At 66.5% G+C, this 12,430-nt stretch carries 11 protein-coding genes; 8 read left to right on the forward strand and 3 right to left on the reverse strand.

The genetic code is table 11. The features are described 5' to 3' along the window. The first annotated feature begins 39 nt into the window (after nucleotides 1-39). The 8 genes from ACLMAL_RS20560 to ppc all read left to right on the forward strand — a co-directional run bounded on the left by ACLMAL_RS20560 (nucleotide 40) and on the right by ppc (nucleotide 9,425). Entirely contained in the window at nucleotides 40-1,068 is a 1,029-nt protein-coding gene (locus tag ACLMAL_RS20560; RefSeq protein ID WP_412000555.1) for a hypothetical protein, read from the forward strand. A gap of 389 nt (nucleotides 1,069-1,457) precedes the next feature. Beyond that, on the forward strand, nucleotides 1,458-4,241 hold the full coding sequence (locus tag ACLMAL_RS20565; RefSeq protein WP_412000556.1) for a nitrate- and nitrite sensing domain-containing protein: 2,784 nt from the start codon (nucleotides 1,458-1,460) through the stop codon (nucleotides 4,239-4,241). Nucleotides 4,242-4,249: 8 nt separating this feature from the next. Beyond that, complete coding sequence (locus tag ACLMAL_RS20570; RefSeq protein ID WP_412000611.1) at nucleotides 4,250-4,666, forward strand: roadblock/LC7 domain-containing protein; 417 nt, start codon at nucleotides 4,250-4,252, stop codon at nucleotides 4,664-4,666. A 35-nt stretch (nucleotides 4,667-4,701) separates the two neighbouring features. Further along, on the forward strand, nucleotides 4,702-5,109 hold the full coding sequence (locus ACLMAL_RS20575) for a DUF742 domain-containing protein (RefSeq protein WP_412000612.1): 408 nt from the start codon (nucleotides 4,702-4,704) through the stop codon (nucleotides 5,107-5,109). Between the two features lie 49 nt (nucleotides 5,110-5,158). Beyond that, nucleotides 5,159-5,713: a GTP-binding protein gene (locus ACLMAL_RS20580; protein WP_412000613.1), complete on the forward strand. Its 555-nt coding sequence runs from the start codon at nucleotides 5,159-5,161 to the stop codon at nucleotides 5,711-5,713. 21 nt (nucleotides 5,714-5,734) lie between these two features. Then, nucleotides 5,735-5,860 carry a hypothetical protein gene (locus ACLMAL_RS20585; protein WP_412000557.1) on the forward strand — a complete coding sequence of 42 codons (126 nt, stop codon included), beginning with the start codon at nucleotides 5,735-5,737 and terminating at the stop codon, nucleotides 5,858-5,860. Between the two features lie 88 nt (nucleotides 5,861-5,948). Further along, nucleotides 5,949-6,368: a VOC family protein gene (locus ACLMAL_RS20590; RefSeq protein ID WP_412000558.1), complete on the forward strand. Its 420-nt coding sequence runs from the start codon at nucleotides 5,949-5,951 to the stop codon at nucleotides 6,366-6,368. Between the two features lie 186 nt (nucleotides 6,369-6,554). Then, on the forward strand, nucleotides 6,555-9,425 hold the full coding sequence (gene ppc, locus ACLMAL_RS20595) for a phosphoenolpyruvate carboxylase (RefSeq protein ID WP_412000559.1): 2,871 nt from the start codon (nucleotides 6,555-6,557) through the stop codon (nucleotides 9,423-9,425). A gap of 679 nt (nucleotides 9,426-10,104) precedes the next feature. On the opposite strand, the gene ACLMAL_RS20600 is transcribed toward ppc, so the two are convergent. Genes ACLMAL_RS20600 through ACLMAL_RS20610 form a run of 3 tightly spaced genes read right to left on the reverse strand, consistent with a single transcriptional unit; the run spans nucleotide 10,105 to nucleotide 12,399 of the window. Next, nucleotides 10,105-10,512: a RidA family protein gene (locus ACLMAL_RS20600; protein ID WP_412000560.1), complete on the reverse strand. Its 408-nt coding sequence runs from the start codon at nucleotides 10,510-10,512 to the stop codon at nucleotides 10,105-10,107. Nucleotides 10,513-10,535: 23 nt separating this feature from the next. After that, the gene (locus tag ACLMAL_RS20605; protein WP_412000561.1) at nucleotides 10,536-11,300 is read right to left on the reverse strand and encodes an IclR family transcriptional regulator; all 765 of its coding nucleotides are present in this window, start codon (nucleotides 11,298-11,300) and stop codon (nucleotides 10,536-10,538) included. A 16-nt stretch (nucleotides 11,301-11,316) separates the two neighbouring features. After that, the gene (locus ACLMAL_RS20610) at nucleotides 11,317-12,399 is read right to left on the reverse strand and encodes a sugar kinase (RefSeq protein ID WP_412000562.1); all 1,083 of its coding nucleotides are present in this window, start codon (nucleotides 12,397-12,399) and stop codon (nucleotides 11,317-11,319) included. Nucleotides 12,400-12,430 lie beyond the last annotated feature (31 nt).

A 12,430-nucleotide genomic window follows, 5' to 3' on the forward strand; every position in this document is an offset into this window, starting at 1 on the left:
CGGGCGTAGTAGACAACGAATATGTGAGGGTGCAACTCGATGAGCCAGCCGCGAGAGATCGCCGACCGACTACTGGACGCCCAGGTGGAATTTCTACTGGCCGAGGTGACCGGCGACCGCTTCGCGGAAGTGATCGCCCGCGATGTGGAGGCGGTCATCGGTGTTGCCGACACCCTCGTCTTCCGGGACGTGGTCGAGCTCGACCAGGCCAAACAGACGGTGGCCACGATCATCGACCTGATCGGTGGTAGCCCCGTCATCGCCGATATGGTCGGGGTGTTCGCCGATTCGATCTACGACCACATCGCGACCAATAACGACTACACCCTCGGCCAGGTGGTCGATCGGGAGCCGGTCGAGGCGCTGCTGGAGAAGATCTTCGGGATGCATCAGGCGCAGGAGCGCATCCTGGACCGCCTCACCGAGAGTCCACTGGTCGCCACCGTCGCCTCGAAGTTCGTCGACAAGCTGATCAACGACTTCATGCAGGCCAATCGGGAGCGCGCCGAGAAGATCCCCGGTGTCTCCTCGCTGATGTCGCTGGGGCAGTCCGCGGCCAACCGCGCCAAGAAGGCCGCCGACGGCACCTTCGTCGGTGATCTGGCGGGCAAGGGCGCCATGTTCGCCCTCAAGCGGACCAATAACGCCATTCGCGAAATGCTCCGTGATGCGCCGGTGCATTCGGCCGCGATGGAATTCTGGGATCTGCACGCCGACGAGCCGGTCAGCGGCCTGCGCGACTACCTCACTCAGAAGGACCTCAACGAGCTGGTGCTGATCTGCTATGAGATCGCGATCACTACGCGGGAAAAGGAGTACTTCGGCCTGCTCGTCGACGAATGCGTCGAGGTGTTCTTCACCAAGTACGGCGACTACACCCTCGCGGCGATGCTGCCCGAGCTCGGCCTGTCCGGCGACGACATCGCCACCGAGATCCTGCGCTACGGTCCCGCGGTGATCGAGGGCGCCAAGCGCAACGGCGTGCTCGGCAAGCTGATCCGCGAGCGCCTCGAGCCCTTCTACACCTCCGATGTGGTGCTCGGCATTCTCGCCGAAGCCACGAACTGACTCGGCATTTCTCGAACCGCGCCGGTGTGTCCGGCGCGGTTTTTGCTGTCGCCGATCGACCGCCGCGGTCTCGGATTCGAAAGTGGTGGACCGTCGGTTTCCGCTCGCGCGAAGTCACAGTGCTCTGGGTCGGCGTGTGAGCGGACCGACACCTCGGAAACGGTTGATTACCAGCATGTATACAAATGTGCCCGATGTCCGATTTGTCGAGTTTTCGCGTTGACACCGCGATGCGCCCTGGGGAAGCTTGCTCCTGACTTTCCGTGTGCTCGCCGTGGAGCTGGCACGGCCGGCAGCGGAGGAGCAGGGTGGTGCGTGTACGTCGACGACCGGAATTATCCGGCGGCACACCGGAACTCACCCGAACCGAGACGAGAGATGAACGGCAGGTGTCGAGCAGTCGAATGGTGCGGGCACGCACCATTCGGGGGCAATTGGCCCGAATCCTCGCTCTCTCATTGACTTTGGTGCTCGCACTGCTCGGCATCACCATCGCCCGCGAAATCGATGCCTTCCGGCGTAGTGGCGACACGGTGCGTGCGGTGTCGCTGGCGCTCGCGGTGCAGGACGTGGTGCAGGAAGCGCAGCGTGAACGCGGGCTGAGCAACGGCCTGCTCAGCGGCGACACCCGGCTGCAGCAGCCCGTCGCCGAGCAACGCGCCCGCACCGACCGGTCATTGAGGCTGCTCGATGACGCGTTGGCCGGAGGTCCGCCCGGTGCGGCCCAGGTGCATTCGGCGGTCGGACAGTTCGGTGCGCTCGCCGCGACCCGCACGCAGGTCGACACCCGGCGGACCACCCGGCAAGCCGCCTTCCAGTTCTACACCGATGGCATCGCCGCACTGAATCGCCTTGCGCTCGGCCTCGATCAGGCCGGTGACCCGCAGGTCCGCCATGGCTTGCAAGCGCTGTACGCGCTGGGCGACGCCAAGGAGCACACAGCCAAGGAACGCGGATTCCTCAATGGCGTTTTCGCCGCCGATGAATTCGGTCCCGGCGAGTACGTGCAGTTCCTCGACATCCGCGCCGCCAAGGTTGCCGGTCTTGCTGCCTTTGCGCGTGATGCCACCGCGGCCGAGCAGACGCTCCTCGAGGCCGCGATGCGCAGCGAAAACGCCACCAGAGCAATGGAATCAGAAAATATCGCGATCGCGTCCAGCAGGGGTCCGCTGGTGCGATCGGTCGATCCGATCACCTGGTGGTCGCAGATGACCGGCGTCATCGATGAGCAGCGCGCGGTGCAGCAGACGGTCGGTGACGATGTCCGGCAGCGCGCCGCCGTGTTGCGCAAGAACGCCGCGCTGACCCTCGGCGGATTTTTGCTCGCCGCACTGCTCGCCATTCTCGCGGAGGTCATGCTGGTGATCACCAGCGTCAGAGCCATCGTGCGCCCACTGGGCGCGCTGGCGGCCGAGGCCGACGAGGTGGCGACCCGACGGTTGCCCGATGTCATTGCGGCTTGGCAGGTTTCCGGTGATACATCGCCCGATCCGCCGCCGCCGGTGCGCACACCGCGCGGCGCGACCATCGAGATCGCGGCCGTGGCAGGCGCACTGGACCGGGTGCAGAGCACTGCCTTCGAACTCGCCTCCGAGCAGGCGCTCGTCCGCCGCAACACCACCGAGTCGATGGCCAACCTGGCGCGCCGCAACCAGAATCTGGTGCGCCGCCAGCTCGGTCTGATCAGCGAATTCGAAAGAGAAGAACTCGATCCCAAGGCGCTGTCGAACCTGTTCGAGCTCGACCACCTCGCAACCCGCATGCGTCGCAACGCCGAAAGCCTGCTCGTCCTCGTCGGTGAGGTGAGCCCGCGGCGCTGGGCCGAGCCGATCCCGCTCACCGACGTGATCCGGGCCGGACTGTCGGAGGTGGACGACTACCGCCGCGTCGTGCTGCGCCGGGTGGACGACATCGCCATCACCGGCGCGGTGGTCAGCGAGCTCGCGCACATGCTCGCCGAACTGATCGAGAACGGACTCGCCTTCTCCCCACCGGATCTCGAGGTGGAGATCTACGGGCGCAAGCTGCCCGGCGGCTATCTGCTCGCCGTGGTGGACCACGGCGTCGGCATGCCGGTGCCGCAGTTGGCCGCGGCCAACGCCAGGCTGCGCGGTGAGCAGGACTTCGTTGTCGCGCCGACGCGCTACCTCGGGCATTACGTGGTCGGGCGGTTGGCGCAGCGGCTAGGCATCGATGTCGAACTCATTGTGTCGCCGGTCAGCGGGATCGTTGCCCGCTTGCTGCTGCCCGCGAATATTCTTGCCGGCGACAAGGATCGGCATCCTGCGCCGCCCGCGGGACGGACGGTCGCGAAACCGGCGGCATCCGAGCAGGTCACCGCGACGACGGGTGCACAGGCTATTGCCGCCGCAGTCGCCGGTTCGTGGTCGGAGTCCGGCGCAGGACACAATGGCGCCGCTGTCGCCGCGATGACAGGGCGGTTGCCCACGCACACAGCGCCCGAAGTAGCTGGTGCGCAGATAAACATGATCAGCCGATCGGGATCTGCGCGCGACACCGACCGGAGTACGCTCACCGGCTCAGCGGGAAGCCGCACCCCGGGAATGACGGGCCCCGCTCATCCCAGGGTGGGATCAGGATCGCCGAGACCTGCGCCTGCGCCGTTCACGCACTTGCTGTCCGCATCCGATGCCTCCGTGATGCACGCGTCGATGCCTGCCGCCAACGGCTCCGCGGCCGGGATCGCCGGATCGTCAGGAGATGCCGCTACGAATGGGCATGCGCAGGACGGTCTCGAGGCGGGTGCGCCCGCGGACCTGCTGCCTGCGTCGGAGCAGTCGATGTGGCTGATCCCCGAAACCGGCGACACGTCCGTCGAATCCGGCGAACCGCCTGTCGAGGTAGCGGGCGTGCGGCGCACGCGCAACGGACTGGTCAAGCGCAACAAGCGAACTCGCGCGTCCGAAACGGCAGGCAGCGCACCGCGCAGCGGATCGGCGCAGCCGAGCGCGCCGGTGACGGAGCGTTCGCCCGACGAGGTTCGCAGCATGCTGTCGTCGTTCCGCGCCGGCCATCAGCGGGGCGGGCCGGACTCGGCGCACTCCGTTTCGCCGCACGCCCACGTTGCCGGATTTCCCGATACCGACACGCGCGCCACGGATCTGGTGCAGACCTCAGGTTCCGCCACAACCACCGCAGAGGAGATTCGGTGACCACCCACATGCAGAGCGCCGACCCGCACACCTTCAACTGGATGCTGGCCAACTTCGTCCGCGACACCGACGGTGTCCGCGACACCGTCGCGGTGTCCTCGGACGGACTGCTCATCGCGATGTCCGACGGCTTGGACCGGCCCGGTGCCGACCGGCTTGCCGCGATGGTTTCGGGCCTGTCCAGCCTGGCGCGCAGTGCGTCGCGCAGCTATTCCTTCGACGGCCTCGAGCTGATCATGATCGAGATGAAGCGCGGGTTCCTGCTGGTCTCCGCCCTCGGTGACGGCAGCTGCCTCGGCGTGATCGCGGACGGCGGTTGCGATATCGGTCTCGTCGGCTACGAGATGGCGGTGCTGGCGGAGCGTGCGGGCGCGCTACTGGACCCGGTCCTGATCTCGGAATTGCGTGAGACGTTGCGCAGATGAGAGATCCAGACCGGCCGCGGCTGCCGGACCCGAGGATGATCCCGGTGAATCGGTTCGTCGGCTGGTTCGCACCGGACCAGCCGCGGGATCGTACCGACGAAGCAGTCGCCCAGGATCAGAACGCCGACCGCTTCGTCCGCCCTTTCGTCGTCACCGCAGGGCGCACCACACCGTTGCTGGACGGGTTGCGCATCGAGACCCTTGTGCACGCTCCGCCCGCCGCCCTTTCCGCGCCACTGCAATTCGAGCAGCGCACCGTGGTGCGGCTGTGTCAACGACCTCACTCCATCGCCGAGATCGGCACCGCACTGCACGTGCCGGTCGGCGTCGCGAAAGTCATTGTCAGCGATCTCGCGGCGGCCGGCCATGTCGCGGTGCGCGACGCCCCGGAACTGTCCACCGCAGCCATCGAGAGGATAAGGGACCTTGTACGGGCACTCTGAAGTTCGGACACCAGCCACCGCCGGGCGGATGCCCTCGTCGGTGAAGATCGTGATCAGCGGCGGATTCGGTGTCGGCAAAACAACCTTCATCGGCGCCATCTCCGAGATCGAGCCGCTGGTAACCGAGGCCGCGATGACCGAGGTCGCGGTCGGCGTCGACGATCCCGGCAGGAGTGCGGACAAAACACAGACCACCGTCGCTCTCGACTTCGGTCGGATCACCCTGGACAGCTCGCTGATCCTCTATCTGTTCGGTACCCCGGGCCAGGATCGCTTCGTGTTCCTGTGGGACGACCTGGTCGACGGCGCAATCGGCGCGGTGATCGTGGTGGACACCGGCCGAGTCGAAGACTGTTACCCGGTTCTCGACTACTTCGAGGAGCACCGCACCCCGTTCGTCGTCGTGGTCAACCGATTCGAGCACGGCGACCAGTTCGACCTCGACGAGGTCCGCGAGGCGCTCGATCTCGACGACTGGATCCCGGTTCTGGAATGTGATGCCCGCCAACGTGAATCGGTCAAAGCAGTCCTGGTGGCACTCCTCGAACAGGTCCTCCTGCACCGCGTGTCGGCCCCTCGACTCCAGGCTCGCGACGTCGGCTAGCTGTGCCGGCCACAGACGTCGGTGACCGCACTGTCCGACGGGGCCTGCGATGCCCGCACCATCGAATTGGTCGAGGAGTCCGCAGCGACCGCGGTCGCCGGGCAGGGGATAGTGGCGGAGCCGTCCTGGCACTGGCCGAAGCGCTAGCCGGACATCAGCAGCGACACCGATTACTTTTTGATCGAGAGTTCGTCATCAGTACTGTCCCCATGAGTTCGACGGAAAGGCGAAACCCATGAGCAACGGTAAAGATCTCGCACTCACCCACGTCGCGGTGCTGGTCGCGGACCAGGAGAAGGCGCTGGAGTTCTACCGTGATGTCATCGGCCTCGAAGTGCGCCAGGACCTGCCGTTCGGCGGCGTCCGCTGGCTGACCGTCGGGCCCGCGTCGCAGCCGAGCATCGAATTCCTGTTGGAGGTCCCCGACATGGTGCCGGACGAGGCGGCCGCCGCGGCTGCCCGTGCCCGACTGGCCAGCGGCGCGCAAGGCACGCTGATCTTCACCACCGAGGCCGTCGACGACACCTTCGCCCGCCTGCGTGACGCCGGCGTCGAGGTCACCCAGGAGCCGATCACCCAGCCGTACGGTGTGCGGGACTGCGGTTTCCGTGACCCGTGGGGCAACCATCTCCGGTTCTCCCAGCTTCGGGGCTGAGCCACCGGTACGACGCGCGGGTCGGTTCCCGTCGCTGCCATCAGTACTCGGCGGTGCTGGGAACCGAACGCGGACGCTGCTCAGCCGATAGCGCGAGTCAGCACCGTGATGGGCAGCTTGGAGCCCGGGAAGAGTGCGGCCGACATCACCGCAATGCGCTGATGTCGGCGCAGTAGTGTCAGGTTCATGAGCGAAGCGCGGATCGAGACGGAGCAGGACGCGACCCGGCCGCTGCGGGACGACATCCGGTTTCTCGGTGGCGTCCTCGGCGACACCATTCGTGATCATGAGGGGCCCGAGGTATTCGATCTCATCGAGCGGGTGCGCATCGAGGCCTTTCGGGTGCGTCGCGAGGAGGTCGAACGCAGCGCGGTCGCCGAGATGCTCGACGGCGTCGACATCGCTGTCGCGCTCCCGCTGATCCGCGCGTTCAGCTATTTCGTGCTGCTGGCCAATCTGGCCGAGGACATCCAGCGCGACCGTCGCCGGGCCGTGCACGAGGCGGCGGGGGAGCCGCCGCAGGATTCGTCGCTGGCAGCCACCTATCGCAAACTCGACGCGGCTGCGCTGGACGGCGCCGAAGTCGCCGGATTGCTCGCCGATGCGCTGGTGTCGCCGGTGATCACCGCGCATCCGACCGAAACCCGTCGCCGCACCGTTTTCGACGTACAGACCCGCATCACCGAACTGATGCGGTTGCGGCAGCGCTACACCGAGACCGAACGCGAGCGCACCGCATTCGAGCTGAAGATCCGCCGCCAGGTGCTCACCCTGTGGCGGACCGCGCTGATCCGATTGCAGCGCTTGCGGATTCAGGACGAGATCGCGGTCGGGCTGCGTTACTACGAGCTCACGCTGTTCGATGTCATCCCGGCGATAAACGCCGAGGTGCGGGCGGCGCTGCGGTCGCGCTGGCCCGGTGTCGAGCTCTTGCCGCGGCCGATCCTGCGTCCCGGTTCGTGGATCGGTGGTGACCGCGACGGAAACCCTTATGTGACAGCGGAAGTGGTCGGCACTGCGGCGCACCAGGCCGCGTCCGTCGCATTCGGTCGGTACCTGCGCGAACTGGTGGAGTTGGAGAAGTCGCTGTCGCAGTCTGCGCGTCTGGTCCCGGTGACACCGGAGGTGGCCGCGCTCGCCGCGACCGGCTATCCCGACCCGGCAACGCACGCGGATGAACCGTATCGCCGTGCCCTGCACGGGATTCGGTTGCGTGTGGCCGCAACGGCAAGACACGCGCTCGGTGTGGTGCCGGACGAATCGGTCGAGGGGTCAGGGGACCTGTCGCAGGGTGGAGCCCGGTCGAGCGCGGCCCGGGTCGTCGGCGCTGTGGGACCGTCATCGAGTGTGGCGAGTAGCGCGGCAGCCGTTGCCGCGCAGCCGTATCCGACGCCGCAAGCGGTACTGGACGACCTGGATGCGATCGACGCATCGCTGCGTGCCAGCGGTGACGGCCTGCTCGCCGATGATCGGCTCGCCGCATTGCGGTATGCGATCGAAACCTTCGGCTTCCATCTGCAGGGCCTGGACATGCGCCAGAACTCGGAGGTGCACGAACAGGTCGTCGCGGAGCTGCTGGCCTGGGCCGGTGTGCATCCGGACTATCCGAGCCTGTCCGAAGCCGAGCGGGTTGATCTGCTGGCCGCCGAGCTGCGCACCCGCCGCCCCCTACTCGGCCCGCACGCCCGGCTCAGTGAGCTCGCGACCAAGGAGATCGGCATCGTTCGTGCCGCACGGAATGTGGTGCAGACCCTCGGCACGGAGGCGGTGCCGAACTACATCATCAGCATGTGCACCTCGGTCAGCGACATGCTGGAGGCTGCGCTGCTGCTGAAGGAGGGTGGGCTGCTCGATCCCGGCGAGCCGGACGGGCCGCCGAGCTGCTCGGTGGGCATCGTGCCGCTGTTCGAAACCATCGAGGACCTCGGCGCGGGTGCGGCGACCCTGGCCGCCGCGCTGGACGTTCCGGTCTATCGAGAGCTGGTGTCCGCCAAGGGAATGCGGCAGGAGGTGATGCTCGGCTATTCCGATTCCAACAAGGACGGTGGGTACCTGGCCGCCAACTGGGCGCTGTACCGCGCGGAACTCGACCTGGTCGAAGTGGCGCGCAAGTCCGGAATTCGCCTGCGGCTCTTCCACGGTCGCGGCGGGACCGTCGGTCGTGGCGGCGGGCGCAGTTACGACGCCATTCTGGCCCAGCCCGCGGGCGCGGTGCACGGTTCGTTGCGGCTGACCGAGCAGGGTGAAGTCATCGCCGCCAAATACGCGGAACCCGGTGCCGCGCACCGCAATCTGGAATCGCTCATTGCGGGCACGCTGGAATCGACGCTGCTCGACGTCGAGGGCCTGGGCACCGAAGCCGAGCCCTCCTACGAGCTCATGGACGACTTGGCTGCCCGCGCCCGCGCCGCATACTCGCGTCTGGTGCACGAAACACCGGGCTTCGTGGAGTATTTCCGCCAGTCGACGCCGGTGGCCGAGGTTGCCGACCTGAATATCGGCAGCAGGCCCGCCTCGCGCAAACCGACGAATTCGGTCTCCGATCTGCGCGCCATCCCCTGGGTGATGTCATGGAGCCAAGCGCGTGTGATGCTGCCCGGCTGGTACGGCACCGGATCGGCGTTGGAGGATTGGATCGGCGGCGACCCCGACCGCCTGGCCACCCTTGCCGACCTCTACCGCCGCTGGCCGTTCTTCCGCACCGTGCTGTCGAACCTGGCCCAGGTGCTGGCCAAGAGCGACCTCGACATCGCCGCCCGCTATGCCGAACTGGTCGACGACGCCGCCCTGCGCGAGCAGATCTTCGGCATGATCCGCGACGAGCACACCCGAACCATCCGCATGCACGCCGCCATCACCGGCAACAACCACTTGCTCGCCGACAACCCGAGCCTGGCGGAGTCCATCCACAACCGCTTCCCATACCTGGAACCACTGAACCAAATGCAGGTAGAGCTGCTGCGCCGCATCCGCGCCGGCGACGACTCGGAATTGGTAAAACGCGGCATCCTACTAACCATGAACGGCCTGGCCACCGCCCTACGCAACTCCGGCTAGCGGGTCGATATTCCAACACCCGATACCAAACGGTGAGCGTAGTGAAATGGTGGTTCGTACTCCCAGCTCCGACCACCATTTGACTACGCTCGTTCGAGAAGGGGTTCTCGAGAACGGCACCACAGCCACATGACCACGCCGGAACTCGACACCGCGCACCTGGCTGCGGGAGGTAAGTCGGGGACGGTACCCGTCGTGCCCAGCACTGCCCGGTAGCACCCGGGTAGGCACATCTTTCCAGGACGGCATCGTGGTGGGTTGGTTCCCGGAACGCACCCCGCTCGGGCCCGGTTCGGGTGCGCAGGTTGCGTTGGGGTGGTTCTCAGGGCAGTGCTGGGCACGTCGTGTGCCGTACCCGGCTTTCTCTTCCGCAACCTGGGTAGGCAGGCACACGGCTTCCGGCGTGAGGACTGGCTGTGGTGGCGTTGCAGGGATTCAACTCGAGGGAGGTAGCGTCGGCTACTGGCGTGCGGATCGATTGTGGTGGTGTTTCGGGATTCGATTTGGGCTGCGTGGTGTCGGTTTCCGGCGTGCGGACCGGCTGTAGTGGCGTTGTAGAGATTCAGTTCGCGGCGTGACGTCAGGTACCCAGCGTGAGGACTGGCTGTGGCGGCGTACGGATTTCGAGATCACACGAGGTGTTGTTGCGGTTCGACTTCGAAAGAGGCTCTGGTCGTGCCTATTCGGTGACGATGGCAAGAGCGTCGATTTCGACGAGCATCTCGGCACGCGGCAGCCCCGTAAAGACAGTGGTGCGGCTGGGCAGCGCATCGCCGGTGGTGTTGGCGGTGACGAATTCGCCGTAGGCGTCGTTCATGGCGGCGAAGTCGTCGCGGGTGGTGAGGTAGACGCGCAGCATCACCACGTCGTCGAAGGTGGCGCCGCCGGCATCGATGATCGCCTTCACGTTCTGCAGCGTCCGAATGGTCTGTGCCGCAACATCACCGGGGAACAGATATTCGTTGGTCACCGGGTCCACCGGTCCCTGGCCCGAGACCTGGACGAACGGTCCCTTGCGGACACCCTGGGAGAAGGTGTGCGCGGGGGCGGGCGCTTCGGTGGTACGAATGGCGATCTTGTCGCTCATGGTCTGCCTCTCCTGTAGTGGTCTCAGATGGGGGTGGCGACCCGGCCGGCGGACCAGCCGAGCTCGGTGGAAATGGCTGCTGCCGCTGCCCGCAGCCGCGGCAGTTCGGCAAGCACCTGATCGTGGTCGAGCAGCATGTCGGGCACCGACATCGATACCGCGGCGACCACCGCGCCGGTGCCATTACGCACCGGAACCCCGATGCAGTTGACGAAGCTCTCGTGCTCCTCGTGGTCTTCGGCATACTCTTGCGCGGCAACGAGTTCCAGCTCCGTGAGGTACTGCTCGGAAGTGCGGATGGTGCGCTCGGTGAACGCGCGGTAGTCGAGGCGCTCCGCGATGGCCCGCCATTCCGCCCGCGGCTGCGCGGCGACGAGCACCTTGCCGACGGCTGTGCAGTGCAGTGGAGCGGGCCGCCCGATCCGGGAGTACATGCGCACGCTCTGAATCGCATCGAACTTGTCGATGTATATCGCCTCGCCCGATTCGTAGGTGGCGAGGTGAATCGTCTGACCCGTAGCCGAATTCAGTGCGCTCAGGTGCGGACGTGCGATGGTACGGACGTCACGTTGTTCCAACGCCCGATTGGCCAACTCGAACAGCCTCGAGCCCAAGACGTACTGATGCCGGCTGTCATGAGTGACGAAGCGCTGCGACTCCATGGTCTGCAGCAGGCGCAACACCGTCGACTTGTGCACGCCGAGCTCGGTCGCCAACTGCTCGAGCGAGCGCGAATCCTCCCCGAGTGACAGCAGAATGGTCAACGCACGTAACAGACTCTGGCTCATGACTTTGCCCTAACGCTCATAACGCCACATTGTGGGCCACGACCGCGTCGGCGTAATGCACTCCGGCCCAGGCGGTCTCGTCGAGAATCGCCAGCGACTGCAGTACCTCGGGCGGCGGTAGTTCCGCGACATCGCCGGTGCCGGTCAATGCCGCGGCTGCGCACAGATGCCCGAACCGCAGCCGCTGGGCGAGTGGACGCCCTTGCAGCAGTGCCGCCAGGTACCCACCCGCGAACGCGTCGCCCGCTCCGATCCGCTCGGTGATGTCGAGTCCGAGCGCGGGCACCTCCACCCGCTCGTGGCCGGAGAATCCGGTCACCGAGTGCTCGTTGTTCTTGACCACCAGGTGCTCGGGCTCTGGGAACAGGGCGCGCAATCGGTCCGCGTCGTCGACATCGAACACCTCGCCTGCCTCGTCGGCGCCGAGGAAGGCCACGTCGCTGCCGCGCACGTGCCCAGCGAGCACATCCGCCGCCCGCTCGAGCCGCCCGGCCCATAGTGCCGGTCGGAAATTCAGGTCGAAGCTGACCAGTCTGCCGTGGCGCGGCATCGCGATCAGCGCCTCGGTGAGCTCGGTAGCCGACTCCGACAGTGCGGTGGTGATCCCGGTGAAGTGCACGATCTCGCAGGTGTCGAGCACGCGGGTCGCGGCGGTGGCCGCGAGATCGGCCGTGGACAGCGCGCTGGCCGCGGACCCGGTGCGGTAGTACAGCATCCGGCTGGCTCGCTCGGCGAGATCTGTCGCCTTGCCCGAACCACTGCCGCGTTCCTTGACATAGACCGCAGTCGGGCGGGTCGGATCGGTGACGACCGCGGACACGTCCACGCCGCGATCCGCGAGATGCCCTACCAGATACCGGCCGAACCCGTCATCGCCCACTCGGGAGATCCACGCGGCGTCGATGCCCAGCTGGGTCAGCACAGTGGCCACATTCGACTCGGCACCGCCCGCGGTGCGCTCGAAGATGTCCGAGTCCTCGAGCGGGCCGGGTCGCGCCACCAGGACGGCAAGCCCTTCTCCGATGGTCACCGCCCGCGAGCGGGTCGATGTACGCCACATCACATCGATCTCCTTTCTGCTCTTGCGGCCAATGGTCATCCCGTGCAGAATAACCACACTGAACAGGATA

The sequence above is a fragment of the Nocardia sp. CWNU-33 genome, from assembly GCF_046764895.1.
In the GTDB taxonomy this organism is placed as follows: Bacteria; Actinomycetota; Actinomycetes; order Mycobacteriales; family Mycobacteriaceae; genus Nocardia.

What these genes read in the sequence shown, in the direction of transcription:
- ACLMAL_RS20575 (WP_412000612.1), top strand. Translation starts at nt 4,702, where the DNA reads ATGATCCCGGTGAATCGGTTCGTCGGCTGGTTCGCACCGGACCAGCCG.
- ACLMAL_RS20570 (WP_412000611.1), top strand. Translation starts at nt 4,250, where the DNA reads ATGCAGAGCGCCGACCCGCACACCTTCAACTGGATGCTGGCCAACTTC.
- ppc (WP_412000559.1), top strand. Translation starts at nt 6,555, where the DNA reads ATGAGCGAAGCGCGGATCGAGACGGAGCAGGACGCGACCCGGCCGCTG.
- ACLMAL_RS20605 (WP_412000561.1), bottom strand. Translation starts at nt 11,300, where the DNA reads ATGAGCCAGAGTCTGTTACGTGCGTTGACCATTCTGCTGTCACTCGGG.
- ACLMAL_RS20560 (WP_412000555.1), top strand. Translation starts at nt 40, where the DNA reads ATGAGCCAGCCGCGAGAGATCGCCGACCGACTACTGGACGCCCAGGTG.
- ACLMAL_RS20590 (WP_412000558.1), top strand. Translation starts at nt 5,949, where the DNA reads ATGAGCAACGGTAAAGATCTCGCACTCACCCACGTCGCGGTGCTGGTC.
- ACLMAL_RS20610 (WP_412000562.1), bottom strand. Translation starts at nt 12,399, where the DNA reads ATGACCATTGGCCGCAAGAGCAGAAAGGAGATCGATGTGATGTGGCGT.
- ACLMAL_RS20600 (WP_412000560.1), bottom strand. Translation starts at nt 10,512, where the DNA reads ATGAGCGACAAGATCGCCATTCGTACCACCGAAGCGCCCGCCCCCGCG.